The 24,528-nt window shown below is 72.4% G+C and carries 24 protein-coding genes; 16 read left to right on the top strand and 8 right to left on the bottom strand.

Annotation, left to right across the window (positions count from 1 at the left end):
• Window positions 1–38: 38 nt before the first annotated feature.
• From ACIHAD_RS22340 to ACIHAD_RS22325, 4 genes are all read left to right on the top strand, one after another.
• Window positions 39–1,118 carry a substrate-binding domain-containing protein gene (locus tag ACIHAD_RS22340; RefSeq protein ID WP_397356479.1) on the top strand — a complete coding sequence of 360 codons (1,080 nt, stop codon included), beginning with the start codon at window positions 39–41 and terminating at the stop codon, window positions 1,116–1,118.
• Between the two features lie 57 nt (window positions 1,119–1,175).
• Window positions 1,176–2,546: an APC family permease gene (locus ACIHAD_RS22335; protein WP_397356478.1), complete on the top strand. Its 1,371-nt coding sequence runs from the start codon at window positions 1,176–1,178 to the stop codon at window positions 2,544–2,546.
• Entirely contained in the window at window positions 2,543–3,547 is a 1,005-nt protein-coding gene (locus ACIHAD_RS22330; RefSeq protein ID WP_397356477.1) for an acetamidase/formamidase family protein, read from the top strand. Before ACIHAD_RS22335 ends, ACIHAD_RS22330 begins: the two co-directional genes overlap by 4 nt.
• A 71-nt stretch (window positions 3,548–3,618) precedes the next feature.
• Window positions 3,619–4,443: a trypsin-like serine peptidase gene (locus ACIHAD_RS22325; RefSeq protein WP_397356476.1), complete on the top strand. Its 825-nt coding sequence runs from the start codon at window positions 3,619–3,621 to the stop codon at window positions 4,441–4,443.
• On the opposite strand, the gene ACIHAD_RS22320 is transcribed toward ACIHAD_RS22325, so the two are convergent.
• Genes ACIHAD_RS22320 through ACIHAD_RS22310 form a run of 3 tightly spaced genes read right to left on the bottom strand, consistent with a single transcriptional unit; the run spans window position 4,427 to window position 6,575 of the window.
• Complete coding sequence (locus ACIHAD_RS22320; protein WP_397356475.1) at window positions 4,427–5,311, bottom strand: Gfo/Idh/MocA family protein; 885 nt, start codon at window positions 5,309–5,311, stop codon at window positions 4,427–4,429. The genes ACIHAD_RS22325 and ACIHAD_RS22320 overlap by 17 nt on opposite strands.
• Window positions 5,308–6,219, bottom strand: coding sequence for an NAD-dependent epimerase/dehydratase family protein (locus ACIHAD_RS22315; RefSeq protein WP_397356474.1), 912 nt, complete (start codon window positions 6,217–6,219; stop codon window positions 5,308–5,310). The genes ACIHAD_RS22320 and ACIHAD_RS22315 overlap by 4 nt, the downstream gene beginning before the upstream one ends.
• Window positions 6,220–6,221: 2 nt before the next feature.
• Entirely contained in the window at window positions 6,222–6,575 is a 354-nt protein-coding gene (locus ACIHAD_RS22310; protein ID WP_397356472.1) for a YrdB family protein, read from the bottom strand.
• Between the two features lie 117 nt (window positions 6,576–6,692).
• On the opposite strand from ACIHAD_RS22310, the gene ACIHAD_RS22305 reads away from it, so the two are divergent.
• Complete coding sequence (locus tag ACIHAD_RS22305) at window positions 6,693–7,388, top strand: TetR/AcrR family transcriptional regulator (RefSeq protein WP_397356471.1); 696 nt, start codon at window positions 6,693–6,695, stop codon at window positions 7,386–7,388.
• Window positions 7,389–7,461: 73 nt separating this feature from the next.
• Here the strand turns inward: ACIHAD_RS22305 and leuA are convergent, their stop codons facing one another.
• Window positions 7,462–9,168, bottom strand: a complete 1,707-nt coding sequence (gene leuA, locus ACIHAD_RS22300) for a 2-isopropylmalate synthase (RefSeq protein WP_397356470.1) — start codon at window positions 9,166–9,168, stop codon at window positions 7,462–7,464.
• Window positions 9,169–9,407: 239 nt separating this feature from the next.
• A complete protein-coding gene (ddaH, locus tag ACIHAD_RS22295) occupies window positions 9,408–10,154 on the bottom strand; it encodes a dimethylargininase (RefSeq protein WP_397356469.1) in 747 nt (248 codons plus the stop codon).
• A gap of 38 nt (window positions 10,155–10,192) precedes the next feature.
• On the opposite strand from ddaH, the gene ACIHAD_RS22290 reads away from it, so the two are divergent.
• The 6 genes from ACIHAD_RS22290 to ACIHAD_RS22265 all read left to right on the top strand — a co-directional run bounded on the left by ACIHAD_RS22290 (window position 10,193) and on the right by ACIHAD_RS22265 (window position 17,012).
• Window positions 10,193–10,438 carry a DUF2630 family protein gene (locus ACIHAD_RS22290; RefSeq protein WP_364086829.1) on the top strand — a complete coding sequence of 82 codons (246 nt, stop codon included), beginning with the start codon at window positions 10,193–10,195 and terminating at the stop codon, window positions 10,436–10,438.
• A 58-nt stretch (window positions 10,439–10,496) separates the two neighbouring features.
• Entirely contained in the window at window positions 10,497–11,471 is a 975-nt protein-coding gene (locus ACIHAD_RS22285; RefSeq protein ID WP_397356468.1) for a GNAT family N-acetyltransferase, read from the top strand.
• 26 nt (window positions 11,472–11,497) lie between these two features.
• On the top strand, window positions 11,498–13,597 hold the full coding sequence (locus ACIHAD_RS22280) for a glycoside hydrolase family 6 protein (RefSeq protein WP_397356467.1): 2,100 nt from the start codon (window positions 11,498–11,500) through the stop codon (window positions 13,595–13,597).
• 107 nt (window positions 13,598–13,704) lie between these two features.
• The gene (locus tag ACIHAD_RS22275) at window positions 13,705–15,015 is read left to right on the top strand and encodes an MFS transporter (RefSeq protein WP_397356466.1); all 1,311 of its coding nucleotides are present in this window, start codon (window positions 13,705–13,707) and stop codon (window positions 15,013–15,015) included.
• A 9-nt stretch (window positions 15,016–15,024) separates the two neighbouring features.
• The gene (locus ACIHAD_RS22270; protein WP_397356465.1) at window positions 15,025–15,690 is read left to right on the top strand and encodes a response regulator transcription factor; all 666 of its coding nucleotides are present in this window, start codon (window positions 15,025–15,027) and stop codon (window positions 15,688–15,690) included.
• Window positions 15,687–17,012, top strand: a complete 1,326-nt coding sequence (locus ACIHAD_RS22265) for an ATP-binding protein (protein WP_397356464.1) — start codon at window positions 15,687–15,689, stop codon at window positions 17,010–17,012. Before ACIHAD_RS22270 ends, ACIHAD_RS22265 begins: the two co-directional genes overlap by 4 nt.
• Here ACIHAD_RS22265 and ACIHAD_RS22260 read toward each other — a convergent pair.
• Complete coding sequence (locus tag ACIHAD_RS22260) at window positions 17,003–17,902, bottom strand: TAXI family TRAP transporter solute-binding subunit (RefSeq protein WP_397356463.1); 900 nt, start codon at window positions 17,900–17,902, stop codon at window positions 17,003–17,005. The genes ACIHAD_RS22265 and ACIHAD_RS22260 overlap by 10 nt on opposite strands.
• A 25-nt stretch (window positions 17,903–17,927) precedes the next feature.
• Here ACIHAD_RS22260 and ACIHAD_RS22255 point away from each other — a divergent pair, with 25 nt between their 5' ends.
• Together ACIHAD_RS22255 and ACIHAD_RS22250 are read left to right on the top strand one after the other, a co-directional pair.
• Window positions 17,928–18,659: a Mut7-C RNAse domain-containing protein gene (locus ACIHAD_RS22255; protein ID WP_397356462.1), complete on the top strand. Its 732-nt coding sequence runs from the start codon at window positions 17,928–17,930 to the stop codon at window positions 18,657–18,659.
• Between the two features lie 325 nt (window positions 18,660–18,984).
• The gene (locus tag ACIHAD_RS22250) at window positions 18,985–19,464 is read left to right on the top strand and encodes a hypothetical protein (RefSeq protein WP_397356461.1); all 480 of its coding nucleotides are present in this window, start codon (window positions 18,985–18,987) and stop codon (window positions 19,462–19,464) included.
• Window positions 19,465–19,473: 9 nt separating this feature from the next.
• On the opposite strand, the gene ACIHAD_RS22245 is transcribed toward ACIHAD_RS22250, so the two are convergent.
• Window positions 19,474–19,713: a DUF397 domain-containing protein gene (locus ACIHAD_RS22245; protein WP_397356460.1), complete on the bottom strand. Its 240-nt coding sequence runs from the start codon at window positions 19,711–19,713 to the stop codon at window positions 19,474–19,476.
• Entirely contained in the window at window positions 19,704–20,477 is a 774-nt protein-coding gene (locus tag ACIHAD_RS22240; RefSeq protein WP_397356459.1) for a helix-turn-helix domain-containing protein, read from the bottom strand. Before ACIHAD_RS22240 ends, ACIHAD_RS22245 begins: the two co-directional genes overlap by 10 nt.
• 107 nt (window positions 20,478–20,584) lie before the next feature.
• Between ACIHAD_RS22240 and ACIHAD_RS22235 the strand changes: the two genes are divergently transcribed.
• The 3 genes from ACIHAD_RS22235 (at window position 20,585) to ACIHAD_RS22225 (ending at window position 24,516) form a co-directional block, all read left to right on the top strand.
• A complete protein-coding gene (locus tag ACIHAD_RS22235) occupies window positions 20,585–21,025 on the top strand; it encodes an ATP-binding protein (protein WP_397356458.1) in 441 nt (146 codons plus the stop codon).
• A 294-nt stretch (window positions 21,026–21,319) separates the two neighbouring features.
• Complete coding sequence (locus tag ACIHAD_RS22230) at window positions 21,320–23,887, top strand: BTAD domain-containing putative transcriptional regulator (protein WP_397356457.1); 2,568 nt, start codon at window positions 21,320–21,322, stop codon at window positions 23,885–23,887.
• Window positions 23,888–24,042: 155 nt separating this feature from the next.
• Window positions 24,043–24,516, top strand: a complete 474-nt coding sequence (locus tag ACIHAD_RS22225; RefSeq protein WP_397356456.1) for a hypothetical protein — start codon at window positions 24,043–24,045, stop codon at window positions 24,514–24,516.
• Window positions 24,517–24,528 lie beyond the last annotated feature (12 nt).

Genomic DNA, 24,528 nt, shown 5'->3' with positions numbered 1-24,528 from the left:
CTTTCACCGGAGAGCTAGTTCGGAGGATACTCGTCGGCGTGGCGGCGATCGTCGATCCTTTCGAGGCCCGGCTCCTCCCCTCGGACGCGGTCAGGATCGGCCTGGTCGTGCCCGTGTCCGGGGTGCTCGGGCTGGTGGGACCGTGCGCGGTCAACTGCGCTGTGCTGGCCGCCGAGGAGGTCAACGCCCGGGGCGGCGTCCTCGGCAGGCAGGTCGAGCTGGTGCTCGTCGACGGCGGGCGGCCGGGGCACGAGGTGGCCGCCGAGGTCGCCGGACTGGTGGCGTCCGGCACGGTCGAGGCCGTGGTGGGCACGCACGCGAGCGACGTCCGGGTCGACGTGGTCGCCGCGATCGGCGGGCGGGTCCCGTTCGTGTACGCGCCGCCGTACGAGGGCGGGGGGCACGCGCCGGGCGTCTACTTCCTCGGCGAGACCCCCGGCAGGCAGCTCGAACCCGGCATCGAATGGCTGGTCCGCGCCCACCGGGCACGCCGCTGGTACCTGCTGGGCAACGACTACGTCTGGCCGCGCCTGGTGCACGCGGGCGCCCGCCGCCGGCTGCACGCGCGCGGCGCGACCGTCGTCGGCGAGACCTTCGTCCGGTACGGCCAGGCGGCCTCCTGGCTCGGCCGGATCGCCGACGCCCGCCCCGACGCGATCCTGCTCACGCTGATCGGCAGCGACCTGGTGGCCTTCAACCGGGCCTACGCGGCGAGCGGGCTCGGCGCGGCCCGGCTGTGCGGCGCGCTGGAGGAGCACGGCCTGCTCGGCATCGGCGGCGACGGCACCGGCGAGCTCTACGCGTCGATGGGCTACTTCCGCGACCTGCCGACCGAGGCCAGCCTCCACTTCGCCGAGCGGTACGCCAAACGCTTCGGCCCGCACGCCCCCATGCTCAACGGCCACGGCCAGGGCTGTTACGAGGCCGTCGCGATGCTGGCCGCCCTGTCCGGACGGGCGGGCAGCCTGGCCGTCCCCGCCCTCGACGCGGTCGCCGACGGCACCACGATCGTCAGCGCGCGCGGCCCGCTCACGCTGCTGAACCGGCAGGTGCGGCGCACGGTGCACCTCGGCAGGGCGGACGGCCTGGAATTCTTGCTTGAGAAACCTTTTCAGTAGAAAGCTTTGGCTCTAAGGTGCCAATCGCCCCCCAACCTCAACAAGGAGCCGTGCAATATGAGCACCGTTGAGCAGTTCGGCTACCGCCAAGAGCTCAAACGTTCTCTGGGCTTCGCCGACCTGATGATCTACGGCTTGATCTTCATGGTGCCGATCGCGCCGTTCGGCATCTTCGGCGGCGTGTTCCAGTCGTCCGGCGGCATGGTCGCGCTGGCCTACATCATCGGCCTGGTCGCCATGGCGTTCACGGCGCTGTCCTACTCGCAGATGGCCCAGGCGTTCCCGATGGCGGGGTCCGTCTACACCTACGCCGGGCGCGGCATCTCGGCGCCGGTCGGGTTCATCGCGGGATGGGCGATCCTGCTCGACTACATCCTGGTGCCGTCGCTGCTCTACCTCATCGCCAGCCTGGCCATGAACTCGTTCGTGCCCGGCATCCCGGTCTGGGGCTGGCTGATCATCTTCGTGCTGCTCAACACGGCCGTCAACTACATGGGCATCCAGATGACCGCGCGCATCACGCGCGTGATGCTGGTCGCCGAACTGGCCGTGCTGGCGATCTTCCTGGTGATCGGCGGCATCGCCCTGGCGCAGGGCAAGGCCCAGGCGGGCGCGTTCACGCCGATCTTCGAGCCCTCGGCGTTCACCTGGACGCTGGTGTTCGGCGCGGCGGCCACGGCGGTGCTGTCCTTCCTCGGCTTCGACGGCATCTCGACGCTGGCCGAGGAGAACAAGGAGGACGGCAGGCGGCTCGGCCGTTCGATGGTGGCGGCGCTGGGCCTGGCCGCCGTGCTGTTCGTGACGCAGACGTGGGTCGCGGCGCTGCTCATGCCGGACCGCGCCCGACTGATCGCCGACGGCGACGAGAACGGTGACGCCTTCTACCGCATGGCGGAGTTCGCCGGCGGCCACTGGCTGAGCGTGCTGACCGCCGTCGCCACCGCGATCGCGTGGGGCTTCGCCAACTCGCTGGTCGCCCAGGCGGCCACCTCGCGGCTGCTGTTCGCGATGGCCCGCGACCGCATGCTGCCCTCGTTCCTGGCCAAGGTCCACCCCAAGCACCAGGTGCCGGTGAACGCCACGCTGGCCGTCGCCGTGTTGTCGCTGGGCATCGGCCTCTACATGAGCAGCCTGGAGAACTACGGCATCCCGCTGCTCAGCCAGCTCGTGAACTTCGGCGCGATGACCGCCTTCCTGATCCTGCACGTGGCCGTCGTCGTCCACCACTGGTTCCGCAGGCGCAGCGGGAACGTGTGGGCGCACGTGGTCGCGCCGGCGATCGGCTTCCTCGTCCTGGCCGCCGTGGTGTACAACACCAAGCTGGTGACCCAGACGGTCGGCCTGATCTGGCTGGCGGTCGGGCTCGTCATCCTGGGTGTCAGCTATCTCGTCGGCCGCAGGCCCGTTCTTCCCTCGGAGGTCAAGTGAACGTCGTCTCCTACCACCCCTCGCCGGAGGAGCTCAGCTACACCTTCGGCGGCCGTGCCGCCCTGGGCAGGGTGCGTCCCGGGACGGTGATGGAGCTGTACACCGAGGACTGCTTCGGCGGCCGGGTGCGGACCGTGGACGACCTGCCGTCGCGGGTCTGCGAGTTCCCGTACCTGAACCCGGTGACCGGTCCCTTCCACGTGGAGGGGGCCGAGCCGGGCGACACGCTGGCGCTGCACTTCGTCAGGATCACGCCGGCCCGCGACTGGGCGGTCTCGACCACGTTCCCGCACTTCGGCGCGCTGACCGGCACCCACACCACGGCGACGCTCCAGCCGCCGCTGGAGGAGCGGGTGTGGCGCTACGACATCGACGTGGACAAGGGCGTGGCCGTCTACCACGCGCGCAACAGCGACTTCAGCGTGGCGCTGCCGCTCGACCCGATGCACGGCACGGTGGGCGTGGCCCCGGGCGCGAACGAGGCCCGGATGACCATCACCCCCGACGCGCACGGCGGCAACATGGACACCCCGGAGCTGCGCGCCGGCGTCACCGTCTACCTGGGCGTCAACGTCGAGGGCGGGCTGTTCTCGATCGGCGACGGCCACGGCCTGCAGGGGCACGGCGAGGTCTGCGGCACGGCCGTGGAGTCGGCCATGAACACCGTGATCGCGGTCGAGCTGATCAAGGGCGTGGCCACGCCGTGGCCCCGGCTGGAGGACGACCTGCACCTGATGTCCACCGGCTCGGCCAGGCCCCTGGAGGACGCCTACCGCATCAGCCAGCACGACCTGGTGACCTGGACGTCGGAGCTGACCGGCCTCGACACGCTGGACGCGTACCAGCTCGTCAGCCAGGCCGGCCAGGCGCCGGTCGGGAACGTGTGCGACACGAACTACACCATGGTCGCCAAGCTGCCCAAGGCCTACCTGGGAGCCCCCTCGGTGTACGAGGACGTCCACGCCCGCCTGCGGGCCCTGGGCGCCCAGTACGACGCATGACAATCCCCCACTTAGGTAAACCTTGGTGTCGCAGGTCAGGGCATAGATCATCTTCCCCGTAGAGTGGGAAAGTGCTCAGGTTGGTACTGTCTCTGGTCCTGCTCGATCCGGCTGGCGTCACCGATGTCTCGCAGCGCAGCGTCCCCGTCCCCCAGGTGCTGACCCCGGACGGCGACCGCCTGGGCTACGCGCCGGTCCCGCGCCCCTACACGGGGGCGCGGCGGCTGACGGGGGTGCTGCTCGGCCATGATCCCGTCACCCGCACCGACGTGTGGTGCGGGGGCGCGGTCATCGGCTCGCGCAGCCGCAGCCTGGTGCTGACGGCGGCGCACTGCCTCTACCACGACGGCCGGCCGCTCAGGCGGCTGGCCTTCATGCCCGGTTTCGACCGGGGGAACCCGCGGCACGGCGTCTGGTCCTCGGTGCGCACGTGGGTGCCCGCCCGCTGGCGGGCCAGGCCCGACTCGCCCGGCTCGCTCCCGTACGACGTCGGCCTGGTCGGCGTCGCCAAGGGGAGGCGCCCGCTGGAGGAGGTGGTCGGCCAGGGCCTGCCGCCGCTGCGCACGAGCCGGGGCGCCGAACTGCGCGGGCTCGAACTGCTCGGCTATCCGGCGGGCAAGCGCTACCCGGGCACGCAGATGTACCGGTGCCTGGGCGACGCGGTGGAGGGCTCGACCGTGGGCCCCGGGGTGATGATCACCCGCAACTGCCACGCCGCCGCCGGGGGGAGCGGCGGCCCCGTCCTGTACGGCGACTCGGTGGCGGGGGTGGTCTCCTCCTCCAGCCCGCTGAGCGACACCGACGGCTACACGGTGCTCGCCCGGCTGGGCGGGACGACGTTCGACCGCATGTTCGCCAGGGCCGACGAGTCGATGCTGGTCAGGAAGCCAGGCTGACGGCCTCCTCGCAGATGGCGTGGGTGATCAGGGCGTCGTCGGCGCCGATCACCCGGCCCTCGCGGACCGCGAGCAGGAACTCCTGGCAGATCTGCTCGATGCCGCGCTGCCGGGCGACCGGCACCCAGTCGGGGCGCCTGGTGAGCGTCTCGCCGCCCTCGTAGTCGAGGACGTCGCCGAGGTTGACCACGCGCCGCTTGATGCCGTCGCCCATGACCTCGCAGGTCTCCTCGCCGGCGCCGCTGACCCGGTTCATGACGCCGATCGCGGTGAACCCGGCGCCCGACAGCTCCAGGACGATGTGTTCGAGCAGGTCACGGTGGACGCGGGTGCGGATCCTGGTCTCGGTGACCGGGCCGGGAGCGAGGAACCTGAGCGTGTCCACGACGTGGATGAAGTCCTCGAAGATGGCCCGCCGGGGCGCGTCGGGGTAGTTGTCGCGGTTCTTCTCCATCAGCACGAGATGGCGGGGAAGGGCGAGAAGACCGGCGTAGCCGGGGGCGAAGCGACGGTTGAACCCGACCATCAGCGACCGGCCCTCGGACTCGGCCAGGCGCACCAGGCGCTCGGTCTCGGCCAGGCTGTAGGCGATCGGCTTGTCGACGTAGACGTGGATCCCGGCGCTGAGCAGCGGCTCGACGATCTCCGGGTGCGCCTCGGTCGCGGCGTGCACGAACGCGGCGTCGACCCCCGCCTTGATCACCTCGTCGACGCTGGTGGACCGGTCGGCGACGCGGTAGGCGTCACCGAGCCGGTCGAGCCGCGCGGTGTTGCGGGTGCACAGGTGAAGGTCGAGGGACTGGGCGGCGAGCACGGGCAGGTATGCCTTCTCCGCGATGTCGCCCAGGCCGATCATGGCTATCTTCATCCGTCGAGCGTAGCCTTCAGCGCGGCCTCCATCGGCGTAGGCGCGACGCCGAAGACCTGCTGAAACGCCGAGGAGTCGAGCACGTAAGGCGCGGTGAACTGGTAGCGCACGTGCCGCAGCTCACCGATCATGGGCGAGAACAGCCCGGACACCCGCAGCAGCGGCCACGGCAGCGTGGTCATCCGGGGCTCCGGCAGGTCCAGCAGGGCGGCCATCCGCGCGCCGACCTCGCGGAAGGTCATCGGGTCGTTGGTGGGCACGTGCCAGGGGCGGCCCCAGGCCCGCTCGTCGGCGCCGGCGGTGATCAGGGCGTCGGCCACGTCCGGCAGGTAGGTCCAGCTGTGCGGGACGTCGGCGGGGAAGACGAGCTGGATCGTCTTCCCGGCCCTGAGCGCCGGGATGAAACGGGTGCCCAGGTGGGACTGGTCGGTGGCGCCGGGGCCGAAGAAGTCCGAGCCGCGCACCTCGGTCACCCTGACACGCCCGGCCCGGTGGGCGGCCAGCGCGTCGTGCCAGATCTTCGCCCGTACCAGGGCCTTGGGGGTGGTCGAGGCGAGCGGCAGATCCTCGGTCATAGGGCCGGTGACGGGCCCGTACGGGTAGAGGTTGCCCAGGATGGCGAGCACGGCCCCGCTCGACTCGGCGGCGGCCAGGAACGACTCCGCCATCGGCGGCCAGTCGGTGAGCCAGCGGTGGTAGGCCGGGTTGACGCAGTTGTACAGGACGTCGGCCCCCTTGGCCAGCTCGGACAGCCGGGCCCGGTCGGCGACGTCGGCGGCCACCTTGACCGTCCCTTCGGGCCCGCGGCCCGAGCGGGTCACGACGACGACCTCGTGCCCCTGTGCGGCGAGCTTGGCGGCCAGATGCGCGCCGACCTGACCGGAACCCACGACGACGTGCTTACCCATGATCAGACCTGCTTCCAGAAGACGCGGAGCATCGCGTTGACGACGAAGACGGCGGCGAAGACGATCGCCGGGGTGACCCGGCCGGCGGCGTAGAGCGCGAGCGCGCCGCCGCCGAACCAGAGGATCTCCAGCACGACGCGGGCCAGGCCGGTCAGCGGGATCGTGGCGTTGGCGCCGCCTCCCGCGCCGAACAGCGCCCACGCGGCGATGAACAGCGCCGGCCCGCCCAGCCCGGCGAGGAGCTTGATCCCCCAGTTGGGGCTGAGCGTGAATCCCCAGTACGCCACCGCGCCCAGCACGCCGAGCTCCAGGAAGAACATCAGGACGGCGTTGGCGTTCTTGGCGAGGGCGAGCATGGGGATCTCCTGTGGTGGGGCGCTGTTCGCTTACGAGAGCAATGCTCTCTCAAAAGAGCACCCGTCGTCAAGAGCGGTGCTCTCGTTTTTTGCTGGTGCTCTGATAACCTGCTGTCCATGACAGCCAGCCGTACCGCGCGAGAGCGCGTGAGAGCCGAGCTCACCAGGGAGATCACCGACATCGCCCGCCGCCAACTGGCCACCGAGGGCGCCGGCGGCCTGTCGCTGCGGGCCGTGGCGCGGGAGATGGGCATGGTCTCCTCGGCCATCTACCGCTACTTCCCGAGCCGCGACGACCTGCTGACCGCCCTGATCATCGACGGCTACAACGCGCTGGGCGAGGCCGTCGAGCAGGCCGAGGCCGCCTGCCCGCGGACGGCCTGCCTGGACCGCTGGCTGGCCGCCGGCCACGCCGTACGCGACTGGGCGGTGGCCCACCCCCACGAGTACGCCCTGCTCTACGGCTCGCCCGTGCCCGGCTACCAGGCGCCGCAGGACACCGTCGTGGCCCGCCTGCGCGACGTCACCGTGCTCGGCGCGCTCGTCGCCGACGCCTGGAACGCGGGCGAGCTGCGCCCGCCGGCCGCCCCCGGGCCGCCCGCCGAGGTGGCCGCGGACGCCGAGAACATCCGCGCCCTGATGCCCGGCGTGCCCGACGACGTGGCGTGGCGGGCGATGGCGTCCTGGTCGATGCTCTACGGCTGGGTCAACTTCGAGGTGTTCGGCCAGTTCAACAACACGATCGACAACCGGCGGACGGCCTTCGACCACGCGCTGCGCCTGGCCGCCGCGGCGCTCGGGCTCGCCACGTGAACAGCGCCGCCACGACATGGAGAAGGGCAGGAGCGCCGCGGCACTCCTGCCCTTCCCCGCACGACCGGACGGGTCAGCGCGCGGCGCGGTTGACCGCCGAGATGATGGCCTTGAGCGAGGCCGTCGTGGTGTTGGCGTCGACGCCCACACCCCACAGCACCTCCCCGTCGACCTCGCACTCCAGGTAGGAGGCGGCCTTGGCGTCGCTGCCCGCGCTCATCGCGTGCTCGACGTAGTCGAGGACCCGCACCTTGATGCCGACCCCGGCGATGGCGTCGATGAAGGCCGAGATCGGGCCGTTGCCCACCCCCGCGATCTCCCGGATCTCACCGTCGAGGCGCACGTCGGCGCCGATGCGGTCTTTGTCGTCGACGGTCGACTCGTGGCGGTGGGCCATGAGGCTCAGCCGGCCCCAGCGGTTGGCGGGGTTGGGCAGGTACTCGTCGCGGAAGATCTCGTACATGGCGGCGGGGCTGATCTCGCCGCCGCCCGCGTCAGTACGGGCCTGGACGACCCTGGAGAACTCGATCTGCAGCCGGCGCGGCAGGTCGAGCTGGTGGTCGGCCTTCATGATGTAGGCCACGCCGCCCTTGCCCGACTGGCTGTTGACCCGGATGACGGCCTCGTAGGAGCGGCCGATGTCCTTGGGGTCGATCGGCAGGTAGGGCACCGCCCAGGTGAACTCGGCCACCGGCGTCCCGGCCGCCGCGGCGTCGCGCTCCAGGTGCTCGAAGCCCTTCTTGATGGCGTCCTGGTGGGAGCCGGAGAAGGCGGTGTAGACCAGCTCGCCGCCCCACGGGTGGCGCGGGTGCACCGGCAGCTGGTTGCAGTACTCGGTGACGCGGCGGATCTCGTCGATGTCACTGAAGTCGATCTCGGGGTCGACGCCCTGGGAGAACAGGTTCATGCCCAGGGTGACCAGGCACACGTTGCCGGTGCGCTCGCCGTTGCCGAACAGGCAGCCCTCGATGCGGTCGGCGCCGGCCATGTAGCCCAGCTCGGCGGCGGCCACGGCGCTGCCGCGGTCGTTGTGCGGGTGCAGCGACAGCACGATCGAGTCGCGGTGCCTGAGGTTGCGGTGCATCCACTCGATCTGGTCGGCGTAGATGTTGGGCGTGGCCATCTCGACCGTGGCGGGCAGGTTGACGATGACCTTGCGGTCGGGGGTGGGCTGCCACACCTCGTTGACGGCGTCGCACACCTCGACGGCGTACTCCAGCTCGGTGCCGGTGAACGACTCGGGCGAGTACTGGAAGAAGACGTCGACGTCGGTGGCGTCGGCCAGCTTCTTGACCAGCTTGGCGCCCTCGACGGCGATGGCCGTGATGCCCTCCCTGTCCTGGCCGAACACGACGCGACGCTGGAGGGTGGAGGTCGAGTTGTACAGGTGGACGATGGCCTGCTTGGCGCCCTCGATCGCCTCGAAGGTGCGCTCGATCAGCTCGGGCCTGGCCTGGGTCAGCACCTGGATGACGACGTCGTCGGGGATGCGGCCCTCGTCGATGATCTGCCGGACGAAGTCGAAGTCGGTCTGCGAGGCGGCCGGGAAGCCCACCTCGATCTCCTTGTAGCCCATGCGTACCAGCAGCTCGAACATCTGGAGCTTGCGGTGGGAGTCCATCGGGTCGATCAGGGCCTGGTTGCCGTCGCGCAGGTCCACCGCGCACCACCGGGGCGCCTTGGTGATGACCTGGTCGGGCCAGGTGCGATCGGTCAGCCGGATCGGTTCGAACGGCTGGTAGCGATGGGCCGGCATGGGACTGGGCTGCTGGGCGTTCATGTCTGCTGCTCCTCGTCGGTCGAGTCGAAAGCGGCCGACGCGCACGACTGGCTCCGCGACGAGGGAGCCGGCCTTACAGGCCCTCGCCGCGGCAGCTAAGAAGCAGCCCGCGCAGCATGCCAAGCACGCTACCAGACGTCTCGGGATACGCCGCCCTTGATCTCACATCATGAGAGCCGATCGGTCAACCGATGGGAAAACGCCTGGTGGGGGCCGCGAAATTCCGCGCGGTCCGTCCTTCAGTCCGGGATGAGCACGCTCAGGCAGGTGACGCAGCCCTCCAGCCGCTCGAATTCCGAGATGTCCACCCGCGTCACGGCGAGCCCGCGCCGCTCCAGCATCGCCGCGGTTCTCGGGGCCGACGCCGCGAGCAGGACGCGGGCGCCGCCCAGCGGCACCACGTGCGCGCCCGGCTCCTCCGGCGGTTCCAGCAGGCCCGGCAGCTCGACGCGACCGGGATCGCCGATGAGCGTCCCGTCGGGCAGGGCGGTCACCGCCGACTTCAGGTGCAGCACGCCGCGCAGGTCCACGGGCACGACGCGCCGCTCGGGCAGCAGGGCCGCGAGCTGGCCGACGCCCTCGTCGTTGGTGCGGCCCGACCTGCCGACGTACACGGTGGGGCCGACCTGGAGCACGTCGCCGCCGTCCAGGGTGCCGGGGCGGGCGATCCTGACGGCCTTCAGGCCGAGCTCCCGTACGGCCTGCTCCACGGACTCCACCTCGGGACGCCGCTCCGGCGCGCCCGGCCGGGTGAGCACGGCCAGCCGCCCCGACACCACGACGGCGTCCTCCACGAAGGGCGCGTCGGGCAGGTGGTCGGCGTCCGCGGCGTAGACGGGCCGCCATCCGGCGGCGGCCAGCGCCGCGACGTAGGCGTCGTGCTGGTGACGTGCGCGTTCATGGTCCACGGGTTCGCGCTCGATGTGCGTGACGATGCCCTCGGCGATCCGGGGGCCAGGCTTCCTTACCAGCGCGATACCAGACATAGGGCGTGTTCTATCACGCAGTCGTTAGAGTCTTGGGCATGCGGGACGACGAGATTCTCACCAGGATCAGCGCTCTGGTCACCGAAGAGCACGAGCTGCGCGGCAGGCTGTCGGCGGGCGAGGTCACCTCCGACGAGGAGCACGCGCGCGTCAAGGAGCTGGAAGTGGCGCTCGACCAGTGCTGGGACCTGCTCCGGCAGCGCCGGGCCAGGCGCGGCGCGGGCGACGACCCCGACGGCGCGGCCGTGCGCCCGGCCGGCGAGGTGGAGAACTACCGGCAGTAGCCCCCGCCTGCGGTAAAACGGCTGGCCCGGGGCGGCACCGATGCGCTTGGCTGGACGGATGCACATCCAGCCAATCGACCTCGACCGGCCGGGCGAGCTGCTGACGGGCCTGCACGACGCCTACCTGGCGGCCCACGCGCACGAGCCCGGCCCCAAGTTGTCGCTCGCCCGCCTGTCCGTCATCGCCCGCCTGGGCAACCCCGGTGACCGGGTCGAGACCTGGGTCCTGACCGACGGCGGCGAGGTCGCCGGCGGCTACACCCTGGCGCTGCCCCAGTACGACAACCGGCACATGAGCTGGCTGTTCCCGCTCGTGGTCCGGCCCGAGCTGCGCGGCCGCGGCCTCGGGAGCGAGCTGTTCGAGCACGCGCTCGGCCGCATGCGCGCCCACGGCCGCACCCTGCTGCTCACCGAGACCCCCACCACGGGCGTCGGCGCCCGCTTCGCCCGCGCACGCGGGATGACGGTCGCGCTCCAGGAGGCCCGCCGCACGCTCGACCTGCGCACGGCCGACTGGGCGGCGCTGCGCGGCATGCTGCCCGAGGTCCCCGGCTACACCATCGAGCGTTTCGCCGGCCCGGCCGGGCCGGAGCTGCTGGCCGACCTCGCCACGGTGATGGACGGCATGAACGACGCCCCGCGCGACGCCGACGTCGAGGACATGTCCTTCAGCCTCGAACGCCTGGGCCTGCGCGAGGAGCACGTCACGCTCGGCGGCCAGACCTGCTACACGATGATCGCCAGGCGCGACTCCGACGGCGCGCCCGCCGGCTACACGCGGATCTACCTCGAAGCCGACCGCTCCGACGGCTGGGGCCACCAGGCCGACACCACCGTCCTGCGCGAGCACCGCGGCCATCGCCTGGGCCTGCTGCTCAAGATCTCCAACCTGCTGTGGCTGCGCGAGCGCGAGCCCCACCTGGAGCGGATCATCACCTGGAACGCCACGTCCAACGACCACATGCTGGCCATCAACGAGGCCATGGGCTTCGAACTGCTCGACGAGTGGGACGAATGGCGGCTGACGGTCTGACCCTTCGCCGACTAACCTGACGAGTCATGACGTTGGAGGCGTTGAGGGACGGCGATCCGCGGCAGGTGGGGCGCTACGCCCTGCTGGGACGGCTGGGCGAGGGCGGCATGGGCGTCGTCTACCTGGGCGAGGACCCCGGCGGCACGCGGGTGGCCGTCAAGCTCATCCACGCGCGGATGGCCTCCGACCCCGACTTCCGGCGGCGCTTCGCCCGCGAGGTGGCCGCGGCCCGGCGGGTCGCCCGCTTCTGCACCGCCCCGGTGCTCGACGCCGACGTACGGGCGGACGTGGCGTACCTGGTCACCGAGTACGTCGAGGGGCCCAGCCTCGGCGACGCGGTGCGCGACTCGGGGCCGCTGAGGGGCTCCGCGCTGGACGGGCTGGCGGCGGCCATGGCGATGGCGTTGCGCGCCATCCACGGGGCCGGGGTCGTGCACCGGGACCTCAAGCCGTCGAACGTGCTGCTGTCCCAGGTGGGGCCCAAGGTCATCGACTTCGGCATCGCGCGGCTGGCGGACGCGGAGGTGAGCAGCGCGATCGTGGGGACGCCGGCGTACATGTCGCCCGAGCAGGTGGCGGGCTCGCGGGTCGGGCCGGCCTCGGACGTCTTCTCGTGGGGCTGCACGGTCGCCTTCGCCGCCGGGGGGCTGCCGCCGTTCGGGTCGGGGTCGGTGCCGACGATCCTGTTACGCATCGTGAACGAGGCTCCCGAGCTGCGCGGGTTGTCGGGGCCGCTGCTGGACCTGGTGACGGCGTCCCTCTCCAAGAACCCGGCCACCCGCCCCACGGCCCAGGAGCTGATGGACCACCTCAGCACCACCCCCACCCCCGCCCTCCCTCCCCCACCCCCCACCGAAACGCCCGCCGCCGAGGCGCCCCCCGCCGAGGGGCGAGGCACCCTTCCCCCTCCTCCCCCCGAAGGGACCGCGGCCGGAAAGCGGCGTACGAGGCTGCTGGCGGCATCCGCGGCCGTCGTGGTGGCCGCCGCCGGCGTGACAGCGGCCCTCCTGTGGACCCGCCACGACACCCCCACCACGCCCCATACGGCCACGACCACCACCACCAAGGGCACGACCGCCCAAGAGCCCCCCGCCCGCACGGCCGCGACCGCCCGCAACCCCCTGCGCGAGAACGGCGTCACCTTCTACTCCGAGCAGGAGAAGGCCGCCGCCCGCCAGGCCGCCGTGTGGCGCGAGGACCGCCCCGACGACGCCGCGCTGATGGACCGGCTGGCCGCCGTCCCCCACGCCATCCGCCTGAACCAGCCCGAGGCCAGGGCCACGGTCGAGACGGCCGTGACCGCCGCCCAGGAGGCGGGCGGCGTGCCCGTGTTCCTGATCAACTACATGCCGGGCGGCGGCGACTGCGCCGCGACCGGCGCGGGCGAGATGCGGGTGTACCAGGAGTGGGTCAGGGGCGTCGCCCGCCAGATCGGCGACCACCGGGCCGTGATCATCCTGGAGCCCTCCAGCCTGGTCAACCTCCCCGGCACCAAGGACTGCAAGCTGGCCGGCACGGCCGAGCAGCGCTACCGGGACCTGCGCGAGGCCGTGCAGTCGCTCAAGACCGGGCACCCCGGCACGGCCGTCTACCTCGATGGCGGCCAGGACCTCTACCCCGGCACCGAGATCATGGCCCAGCGCCTGATCGGCGCGGGGATCGACCGGGCCGACGGGTTCTTCGTCAACACCGCCTCCTTCCAGGGCACCCCGACGGCCGTCGAGTACGGCAAGTCGCTGTCGGCCTGCGTCGCCGTCATGCGCGGGACAGGCGGCACGACCTGCCCGAAGGACGCGGACCCGGGCGGCGACCTGCCGCACTTCGTGGTGGACACCGCCAGGAACGGCCAGGGCCCGTGGTCGCCGACGAAGAAGTACGCCGACCCGCAGACCTGGTGCAACCCGCCGGGCCGGGGCGTCGGCGAGCGCCCCACGACCGACACGGGCGAGGAGCTGGCGGACGCCTACCTGTGGATCAGCCGGGCGGGCAGCTCCGGCGGCCGGTGCCGGCGCGGCACGAACGGCGACAAGGACCCCGAGCGCGGCGTGGTGGCGCCGGAGAGCGGCGAGTGGTGGGCCGACCTGGCACTCGAACGCGCCAGGAACGCCCGCCCCCCGTTGCGGTGAGAAGAACCCGATGTTAAGCGCACGTTAGATCTGAGCCGCCGACCTTGTCCGAACAACCTTCTGGGGAGAGGCTCTGGCCTGCATCCACTCCCCCCAGGAGGTCCTACATGAACAAAGCGCGCGTGCCGTGGAAGGCAGTGATCGGCGGCTCCGTCGGCAACCTGGTCGAGTGGTACGACTGGTTCGTCTACAGCAGCTTCGCCGTGTACTTCGCCGCTTCGTTCTTCCCTGAGGGGAACGACACGGCCAAGCTGCTCAACACCGCTGCCATCTTCGCCGTCGGCTTCTTCATGCGCCCGCTCGGCGGCTGGCTGCTCGGCCGCTACGCCGACCGCCGGGGCCGCAAGGCGGCGCTCACGCTCACCGTCACGCTGATGTCGGCCAGCGCGCTGCTGATCGCCGTCGCCCCGACGTACGAGTCGGTCGGCTACGCAGGCGCGCTGGTCCTGGTGGTCGCGCGGCTGCTCCAGGGCCTGTCGGTCGGCGGCGAGTACGCCGCCAGCGCCACCTACCTGACCGAGGCCACCCCGCGCGGCCGGCGCGGCTTCGCCTCCAGCTTCCAGTACGTCTCCATGACCGCCGGCCAGCTCGTCGGCCTCGGCCTGCAGATCATCCTGCAGAACACGATGTCGAAGGAGGCCCTGAACTCCTACGGCTGGCGCATCCCGTTCGTGGTCGGCGCCGTGGCCGCCGCCGTCGTGTTCTACCTGCGCCGCAGCCTGCTGGAGACCGAGGTGTACGGCGAGGAGGAAGAGGAGCGCCGCGACAAGGGCACCATCAGGCAGCTCCTGGCGCACAAGAAGGAGGCGCTGCTGGTCATCGCCCTGACCATGGGCGGGACGGTCGCGTACTACACCTACACGACGTACCTCACCAAGTACCTGTCGAACACCGCGGGCCTGCCGAAGGAGACGGCCACGCTGGTCAGCTTCAGCGCGCTGTTCATCTTCATGTGCCTGCAACCGCTGGCCGGGTCGCTGTCGGACCGCATCGGGCGCAGGCCGCTGCTGATCACGTTCGGGATCGGGTCGATGCTGGCGACGGTGCCGCTGATGACGGCGCTCGGCGGGGCGAGCGGGTTCGGGGGCGCGCTCGTCCTGTCGCTGGCCGGTCTGGTCATCGTCACCGGCTACACCTCGATCAACGCCGTGGTGAAGGCCGAGCTGTTCCCGACGCACGTGCGCGCGCTGGGGGTGGCGCTGCCGTACGCGATCGCGAACGCCCTGTTCGGCGGCACCGCCGAGTACGTCGCCCTGTGGTTCAAGGACAAGGGCATCGAGTCCGGCTTCTTCTGGTACGTCTCCGCCTGCGCCGCCGTGTCGCTGGTCGTCTACCTGACCATGCGCGAGACGCGCGACGTGGCACTGTCCCGCAGCGAAGGCGCCGAGCCGTCGGATTCGGTCACCGCCCGCGTCTAACCTGGCCATATGCGGGTTCTCCTGGTCGAGGACGACGATCGTCTCGCCTCCGCGCTCACCACGGCGCTGGCCCGGCACGGCCATTCGGTCACCCGCGCCGGCCTGGCCGTCGACGCCCTCCGCCTGGCGGGGGGCGTCGACTTCGTGCTGCTCGACCTGGGCCTGCCCGACATGGACGGGCTCGACGTGCTGCGCCGGCTGCGCCGCGTCTCGGCGGTGCCGCTCATCGTGGTCACCGCGCGCACGCAGGAGCGCGAGGTGCTGCGCGGCCTGCGTTCGGGGGCCGACGACTACCTGGTCAAGCCGTTCCGCACGGTCGAGCTGATGGCCCGCATGGAGGCGGTGATGCGGCGCGGCACGCGTCCGATGCCGGTGCGCGACCACGTGGTGTGCGTCGGCGACGTGCGCATCGACCTGGAGTCCCGGCAGGTCACGGTGACCGGGGAGCCGGTGACGCTGACCAGGCGCGAGTTCGACGTGCTGGCGCTGCTGGCCCGCGAGCCGGGCGTGGTGCGCAGCCGGGAGGAGATCCTCGACGAGGTCTGGGGCGACCCGCTGCTGTCGGCGTCCCGGTCGCTCGACGTGCACGTGGCCGGGCTGCGGTCCAAGACCGGGCGGCCGGGGCTGGTGGAGACGTTGCGCGGCACCGGCTACCGGCTGGGCTCGGCGGGGTGAACGCGCGCCTGGTGGTCACGTTCACCACGCTGATCGTCTTCCTGATCGCGGCGCTGGCGGTGCCGCTCGGCCTGGCCTACGCCTCCCACCGGACCAACCGCCTGCTGCTCGACCGGCGCGCCGACGCCACCCGCTTCGCCGAGCTGGCCGACGCGGCGGCCCGCGACGACGACCGCACGGGCCTGATCGCCGAGGTCTCCCGCTACGCCGACCTGTACGGCGCGGCCGTCCGGGTCCGCGACCGCGACGGCTCGATCCTGGTCTCGGCCGGCCGCTTCGAAGCCGACGACCGGGAGGCGACCCGGCTCGCGCTGTCCGGCCGCACGACCGAGGACCTGCCCACGGTCAGCCCGTTCGGCCCGGCCACCGTGCTGCTGGCCGAGCCCGCCGGGCGTGACGCCCAGCTCTCCGGCGTGGTGCTGCTGGAGGCCCCCACCGGCCAGGCCCGGCTGGACGTGTCGCTGGTCTGGGGCGCGCTGGCGGCGGGGGCGCTGGTCGCGCTGGCCTACTCGGCGCTGGCGGCCCGGCGGCTGGCCCGCTGGATCCTGCGGCCGGTGACCGAGCTCGACCGCACCACGCGGGCCATCGCGCAGGGCCAGCTCGACGCGCGGGCCCATCCCGGTGTGGGCCCGTCGGAGCTGCGGCGGCTGGAGGAGCGCTTCAACGCGATGGCCGACGCGGTCTCGGCGGCGATGGAACGGCAGCGGGCGTTCGTGGCCGACGCCTCGCACGAGCTGCGCACCCCGCTCACCGTGCTGGGGCTGCGGCTGGAGAACCTGGAGCCGCACCTGCGCGAGGAGGGCACGGCCGAGTACGCCGAGGCGATGTCCGAGCTCGACCGGCTGGCGCTGCTGGTGGAGGACCTGCTGGCACTGGCCACGGTCGAGGCGGGCGCGGGCCTGGCGGGCAAGGAGGTCGCGCTCGGCGAGCGGCTGGCGGTGTGGCGCGAGGTCTACGCGGCCAAGGGGGTGTGCCTGGTGGCCGACGTCCCCGGGAGCGCGGTGGTGCCGGAGGCGGCGGCCAGGATCGCCGACATCGCCCTCGACAACGCCCAGAAGTTCGTCCCCGAGGGCGGCACGGTGACGGTCACGCTCGACGGCGAGGTGCTGCGCGTCGCCGACGACGGGCCGGGGCTGGGCGAGGAGGAGCGGGCCGAGGCGCTGGGGCGGTTCTGGCGGGCGGGGACGCACGCGAACGTCCCGGGCAGCGGGCTCGGCCTCGCCATCGCCGCCGAGCTGGCCAAGGCGTGCGGGGCCACCCTGCGGCTGCTGCCCGCCGTGCCGCACGGCCTGGTGGTCGAGCTGGCCCTGGCTCAGCCGTAGACCGAGCGGTAGTAGCGGGCCGCGCCCGGGTGCAGGGGCACGACGCCGGTGCCGATGGCGTAGCGCCTGTCGAGGCGTCCGCCGGGGGCCGACGGGGCCTGGAGGCGGTCGCGGGCGCGGAAGAGCGTCTCGGTGACGGTGAAGGCCAGGTCGTCGGGGAGCGTCGTACGGCACATCAGGTAGCTCGGCGTGCCCACGGTCGGCACCTGCCTGGCCAGCCCGTACGCGCCGGCCGGCACGGCGGCGTGCTCGTAGACCGGCCCGTAGCGGCGGCGCAGCACCGGCACCAGCGACTCCAGCGGGACCAGCGCGATGTCGTCGAGCGCGGCGAGCGCGGGCGTCGGCACGCCGCCGGACCAGAAGAACGCCTCGATGCGGCCGTCGCGCAGCTCGGTGACGGAGGCGTCGAGCCCGAGCCTGGTGATCCGCGGCGGGGTGCGCAGCCCGGCGGCCGACAACACGCGCGTCGCGGTCACCGCCGTGCCCGACCCCTCGACCCCGATCGACACCGGACGCCCCGCCAGGTCCTGGACGCCGGTGATGCGCGCGCCCTCGCGGACGACCAGATGCACGTAGTTCATGTACATCCGGGCCAGCGCGGAGACCGGCTGGTGGCGCACCCTGACCGCGTCGTCGGCGCTGTCGGCCAGCACGAACCCGACGTCGGCCCGGCCCCCGGCCATCATGGTGAGGTTCTGGACGCTGGCCGCGGTCTCCACCACCCGCACGGTCAGCCCGTCGTGCCGCAGTTCGCCCGCCAGCCGCTGCCCGAGCGCGCCGTACGGGCCGCCCGCCAGCCCGGTGGCCAGCCGCAGCTCTGCGGGCCTGGCCGCGGAGCAGCCGGCCGCGAGCGCGGCGAGCCCGAGGAAGGCTCGGCGGGACATGGGCATGTCTCACGGTATCCGGTCCCGCAGAATGGACAGCGTGACCGAACGGGACGCACGCCTGCGCATCGCCGCGGAGCTGAGGATGTTCCTGCCCGTGAGCCGCCGGCGGGAGTGGCAGCGGGTGACCACCGACGGCACCTCGACGCTCGGCCATCACGTGGAGTCGATCGGCATCCCCTTGACCGAGGTCGGCCCGATGGTGTCGGACGGCCGCGGCGTGGCCCCCGCCCACCTGCTCGCGCCCGGCGAGGCGGTCGAGGTGCATCCGATGCCCCGGCCGCAACCGCTGCCCGCCGAGCCGCGGTTCCTGCTCGACGTGCACCTCGGCACGCTGGCCCGGCGGCTGCGCCTGCTCGGCGTGGACACCGCCTACCACAACGACATGGACGACCCGGCGCTGGTGGCGCAGGCCAACGAGGAGCGGCGGGTGCTGCTCACCCAGGACCGCGGCCTGCTGCGCCGCCGCGCGCTCTGGCTGGGGGCGTACGTCCGCGGCTCGCGCCCCGCCGACCAGCTCCGCGACGTGCTCGAACGGTTCGCGCCGCCGCTGGCTCCCTGGACGCGCTGCACGGCCTGCAACGGCGTGCTCGTGCCGGTGTCGAAGGAGGAGGTCGCCTCGCTGCTGGAGGCCGGCACCCGGCGCAGCTACGACACCTACGGCCGGTGCGGCGACTGCGGCCGGATCTACTGGCAGGGCGCGCACAGCGACAGCCTTGAGGAAATCGTGCAGTCAGCGCGCATTTGGGCCAATAACCCCTGATTCACGCTTTGAGAACGACCGTCAAGTTGATCTCAAAAACACCCTCGGCCGGGGGTTACGCGGACGATCAAGGGTATGAGCAGGGGAAACGGCATCACCCGAAATCGGGTGCAGACCGACACCCTTCCACCCCGTTGAGCAAAAGACTCCAATTCGACGTTTATCCGAATAAAACGGGACACGTCGCGTTTCCGCGTATCCATCTCGCGGCGCACGATCGGGGGAAATACCGCAAATGGCCAAGAACCGAAAACTCGGCCACGGTGCCGGGTCCGCTCCACGCGTATGGAGCGTCAGAAGGAAGTGGGCGACCGCCATCGTCGGCATGGCCACGACGCTGGTGGGCCTGCCCGGCGTCGTGGTGAAGTACAGCCAGGCGCAGAGCGAGCGGGAAACGCCTCGTCTCGTCATCACCGCGCCCGTCACCGGCCCCGGGGCCACCGCGCCGCCCTGCCCGCTGGTGAGAGGCACCGCGACGCTGCCCGAGGGCACGACCCTGCTGATCGGGGTACGCCGGACGACCGGCACCCCGCGCACCAGACGCACCCGCTTCTACCGCGTCGACACCGTACGGGCCTCTGGGCAGTGGGACGTGCCCGTCTCGCTCGAAGGCGGCGACCCCGCGATGGCCGGGGAGTGGTATTCGATCACCGCCCTCACCGTGCCGACCGAGTGGGGCGACTTCCTGGAGAAGGTGGGCGGCACCCCGGGCGATCCGCTCGTGTCCGCGTCCGCGATGCCGCCGCACGTGGGCGAGACGCCCTCCATCGAGGTCCAGCGGGACGCCGGTCCGGCCACCTGCTGAACCCGGCCATCAGGCGCGGTCGAACTCACTCGCCTTCACGCCCGCCAGGAACGCGTCCCACTCGGCGGGCGTGAAGAACAGCTTGGGCCCGTCGGGGTCCTTGGAGTCACGCACGACGACCAGCTCGGCCTGCCCGCCCTTGTGCTCAGGGCCGCCACCAACGTTCGTGAGCTCGGCGATCTCGACGCAATTGCCGCCGTTGTCGCCGGAGAAACTGGACTTCTGCCACTGGGCATAACTCAGGTCCATCGTTCCACCATGGCTTTCTTTATCGTTTCAAGGGACATGCTCAAGGGCAACGCCTCGGTGCGGATGGCCTCGAACCGCTCCACGGCAGCCGAGACGTCCTCATGATCGCTCGTGGTGATGCCGCGCACCGCGGTTTCCGCGTACAACACCTCGGAGCCTCCGTCCAGGGTCGCGATCACGAAGCCCCCCGTCAAGCCGGAGTGCAACCCGTGCGGGAGGACCTGGATGCTGAGCCTGGGGGTGACCGCGTCGAGCAGCCGGCGCAGTTGCCCCTTCATCAACTCCGGCCCGCCTATGGGCCGGAACAGCACCGCCTCGTCGATGACGCACCGTAGCGACGGCGGGTCGTCGCGGGCGAGGATCGCCTGTCTTTCCATGCGGGCGGCCACCGCGGTCTCGTTGCCGCGCAGCAGGGCGCGGGCGTACTGCTCGGTCTGCAGGAGACCGGGCACCAGCAGCGGCTCGTAGGTCCGCAGGGTGAGGGCCGCCTGCTCCTTCTCGTGCCACTTGCCGAACCACGAGGGGAAGATCTGGCCCTTGCGCCAGTCGAGCAGACGGCGCAGCGCGCCGCCGGTGCCCAGGGCCTTGTCGCACGCCTCGGCGAACTCGGGGCTGGCCGGGAGCTGGCCGGTCTCGACGCCGCTGATCAGGCCCTCGCTGAAATGGATGCGCTCGGCGAGTTGCCCCTGCGTCAGACCTGTCGACTTTCGGTAGTGCCGCAGCTCTCTGCCCCAGATCGCCTGGGGCGCGTAGAAGTCGACCATCTCGCCCTCCCCTCGCCCGGGTTCAACGCCAACGGCCCGGACTTCAAAGTCCACTCCTTGCGACCGAGCCACTACCGACCGTAGTCACATGGCGTCACCCTGGCCACATGAAACCCGAAAGTCCCGCCGTGACGCTCGCCGACCGGCGGCCCCTGCCGGACAAGGTCCTCGGCGAACGCCGGATGCCCCGTCACCCCGGATGCGTCTCGTCCGTGCGGCGGTTCGTCGGCGACCTCGCCACGGACCACGAAGCGGCGGAGGCGGCCGTCGAGACCGCGCGGCTGCTCGTCTCGGAACTCGCCACCAACGCGCTCACGCACGACCCGTCGACGGAACCCGTCCAGGTCGTGGTGGTCAGGGAGGGCCACCTCCTGACCGTGGAGGTCCGCGACTCGTGCGCGGCCCTGCCCCGGATGGGCCGGGCCGATCCGCTGGCGGGCCGCGGGCGGGGGCTGGCCATCGTCCACCGCCTGTCCTACGACTGGGGGTGGCACCCCGCGCCGCCCGGCAAGGCGGTCTGGTTCCAGGTCGTCGCCTGGACGTCCTAGCGGCACACGCCGGACGGCTCGACCCCCGGCGGGTACGTCCGCCACTCCGTCGCCGTGAGCAGGTCCCGGTCCCGGTCCCACCGCGTGATCCGGTCAGGATGGGAGAAGGCCACCTGGCGGGCCGTCGGGGCTGCAAGCGAAAGCGCCCCCTACGCCCCCGCCCCCTACGCCCCGCCCCGCGACCGCCGGCGCCCAGCCGGCCAGTAACAGCCCAACCGGTGAGAGTCGGCCGAAATCAGGGGAGCCATCAGATGTGCCATTCTGATCGACATCTCCTCCGAAAAGGAAGGCCGCGTGGAATTTCGCATCATGGGGCCGCTCGACGTCCTCGACGGCGGCCGGGATCGTACCCCCACGACCCCGAAGCACCGGGACCTGCTGGCGATGTTCCTGCTGAACGCGGGCCGTCCGCTGACCGTGGAACGGCTGCGCCGGCTGCTGTGGCCGCGCGAGGGCGGCGACCGCTCCGACTCCCTCGTCCGCGGGTACGTGGGCCAGCTCCGCCAGCTCCTGGGCAAGGACGTGATCACCACCGTGTCCGGCTCGTACGTGCTGGCGATCGGCGGCAACCAGCTCGACGTGGACCGGTTCCGGCTGCTGGTGGAGCGCGGCTCGTACGAGGAGGCGCTGTCGCTGTGGCGCGGCCCCGTACTGGAGGACCTGGACCCCGACGGCGAGCGGTGGGAGGAGACCCGCCGCCTGCGCGAGGAGCTGGAGGAGCTGCGCCTGCTCGCCCTGGAACGCCGCGTCCAGGCCGACCTGGACGCCGGCCGCCACCGCGAGCTGCTGGCCGAGCTGAAGCGGCTGACCAAGCAGCACCCGCTGTGGCAGCGCTTCCGCGGCCAGTACATGCTGGCCCTCTACCGCAGCGGCCGCCGGGTCGACGCGCTGGCCGCATACGCGGTGCTGCGCGACCAGCTCGACGGCGGCCACGCGATCGAGCCGGACCCCGAGCTGCAGCTCCTCTACCACCGCATGCTCCACGACGACGTGTCGCTGCACGTGTCGGCGGGCCCTCCGGTGCTGCTGCCGCCCGACATCGCGGGCTTCACCGGCCGCGCCGACCTGCTCGGCCGGGTGGTCGGCGGCCACGTCGTCGTGCACGGCCAGGCCGGCGCGGGCAAGTCGGCCCTGGCCGTGCACGCCGCCTGGCGGGCCCGCGAGTCCTTCCCCGACGGCATCCTGTACGCCGACCTGCGCGAGACCACGGCCCCCTCGGCCGTCCTGGAGGACTTCCTGCGCTGGCTCGGGTGCCCGGCCCAGGCCATCCCGGCCGGGCTGGAGCAGCGCGAGCGCCTGTTCCGCACCTACACCGCCAACCGCCGGCTGCTGGTCCTGCTGGACAACGCCGCCGGCGAGGCCCAGGTGCGCCCGCTGCTGACGTCCTGCCCGACGGTCGTGACCAGCCGCTCGTCCCTGGGCGGCCTGACCGGCGCGACCCGGCTGTCGGTGGGCGTGCTCGATCAGGAGGACGCCCTGGCCCTGCTCGTGGCCGGCTCGGGACGCCCCGCGGACGAGGCGCTGCACCGGCTGGCCCGCTTCTGCGGCGGCCTGCCGATCGCGCTGCGCATCGCCGCGTCCAGGCTGGCGGCCCGCCCGAACTGGACGGTGGACTACCTGGTCGGCCTCCTCGAGGACGAGCACAAGCGGCTCGACCGGCTGCACGCGGGCGACCAGACGGTCCGCAGCGTGTTCGCCATCGGCTACGAGGGGCTGCCCGAACCGGCCAGGCGGACGTTACGCGGCCTCGGCGCGCTGTCGGCCCCCGACTTCGCCGACTGGCTCACCGACCGGCTCGGCGGCGGCGCCGAGGCCCTGGTGGACGCGGGCCTGCTGGAGACGCACGGAGTGGACGCGGCCGGCCAGATCCGCTACCGCATGCACGACCTGACCCGGCTGTTCGCCCGCGAGCAGCCGCTGCCGGGCGTGCTGGCCGAGGTGTCGGAGCTCGTGCTGGCCCGGGTGCGGGCCTCGCGCTTCTCGCTGGTGTCGGGCGACCCGGGCACGGCCGTGGCGACCAGGGACATCAGGGAGTCGGTCGAGTGGCTGGACGCCGAGCGGCCGTTCCTGGTGAGCCTGGTGGCCGACCTGCACGCCGCCGGGCTCGACGAGCCGTGCTGGCGGCTGGCGCACCTGCTGGGGCCGTACCTGGAGCGGCACCGGTTCCTCGACGACTGGCGGGCGGTCTCGGAGCGGGCGCTGGAGTCCGCCAGGCGGGCCGGCGACGACCGGGGCGAGGCGCTCGTCCTGCTCGACCAGGGCGACCTGCACCTGGCCGAGCGCGAATGGGACCTGGCCCACGAGAAGCTACGCCTGGCGCTCGGCATGTTCCTGCGGCAGGGCCGCACCCGCGACGTCAACCACACCCGGCGCCGCCTGGGCCGGGTGCACCTGGAGCGGGACCGGCTGGAGGAGGCCGAGCGGGCGCTGCTGGCCTGCCTGGAGGCGGCCGACAACCAGCGGGACGCCGCCGACGCCGAGTGCGTGCTCGGCGCGGTGCTGCGCCGCGCGGGGCGCCTGGAGGAGGCCGCCGCCCGCCTGCTGGCGGCCGTCGGCCACCTGACCGAGCTGGGCGACCGGCACCGGCAGGCCGACACCCTGCTCGACCTGGCCGCCGTACGGCTGGCGCAGGGCGCCAAACCCGAGGCCAGGTCCGCCGCCGAGCGCGCCAGGGGCATCGCCGTACGGCTCGGCGACCGCCTGCTCGACGCGTACGCGCTGCTGGCCCTGGCCCGGGTCAACCGGGCGGAGGGCGCCGCCGGACGCGCCCGCGAACTGGCCACGGCCGCCCTGGAGGTCTTCGAGGAGACCGGCGACCGCCGGGCTGCCGCCAACGCCCGCGCCTTCCTCGCCACCCCCTGACCCGCCGCCACCGCTGACCCGCCACCGAGCGCACCCCGTCACCACGCCTGGCCCGGCGCCCCCTTGCCCGGTGTCCGGCGTGGTGGGTGTCCGGCTTGGTGAGGAGTCCGTCGCGTCGGGTGGTGACGGGCGGGGGCCCGGCTTACAGTGATCGTGTGGCCGATGACCTCAAGCCCGCCCGGACGACGTCCGCCCGCCGCGGCGCCGCGCTGGCCGTCGCCGTCGCGGCGGCCCTCCTGGTGCTCACCGCGATCATGCCGTGGGCCGGGATCGAGGCCCGCAGCGACCTGATCGGCGGCGGCGTCTCCGACGACGTGCGCGGCGTCGACGTCAGCACGGGCCTCTACACGCTGCTGGCCGGGCTGGCTGCGCTGGCGCTCGGCGTCGCGGGCCTGCTCGGCGGCCGGCCGCGGATCGCCGCCCTGGCCGTGATCCCGGGCGCGCTGGCCACGCTGCTGCTGGTGATGTTCGTCGCCGACCCCGGGCGCATCGGCGACCGGCTCTCCATCGACCTGGGCCGGCTGCTGTCGGTTCAGCCGGTCATCAGGTTCGGCTGGTTCGCCGCGCTGGCCTGCTCGGTCGCGATCGTCGTGCTGTCCGTGCTGGCCCTGGCGCGCCGGGCGCGCTGACCCCGCGCACCG

Origin of the sequence: Nonomuraea sp. NPDC052265 (genome assembly GCF_044547985.1) — a bacterium.
GTDB lineage: Bacteria > Actinomycetota > Actinomycetes > Streptosporangiales > Streptosporangiaceae > Nonomuraea.
This window is presented reverse-complemented; position numbering and strand designations above follow the sequence as displayed.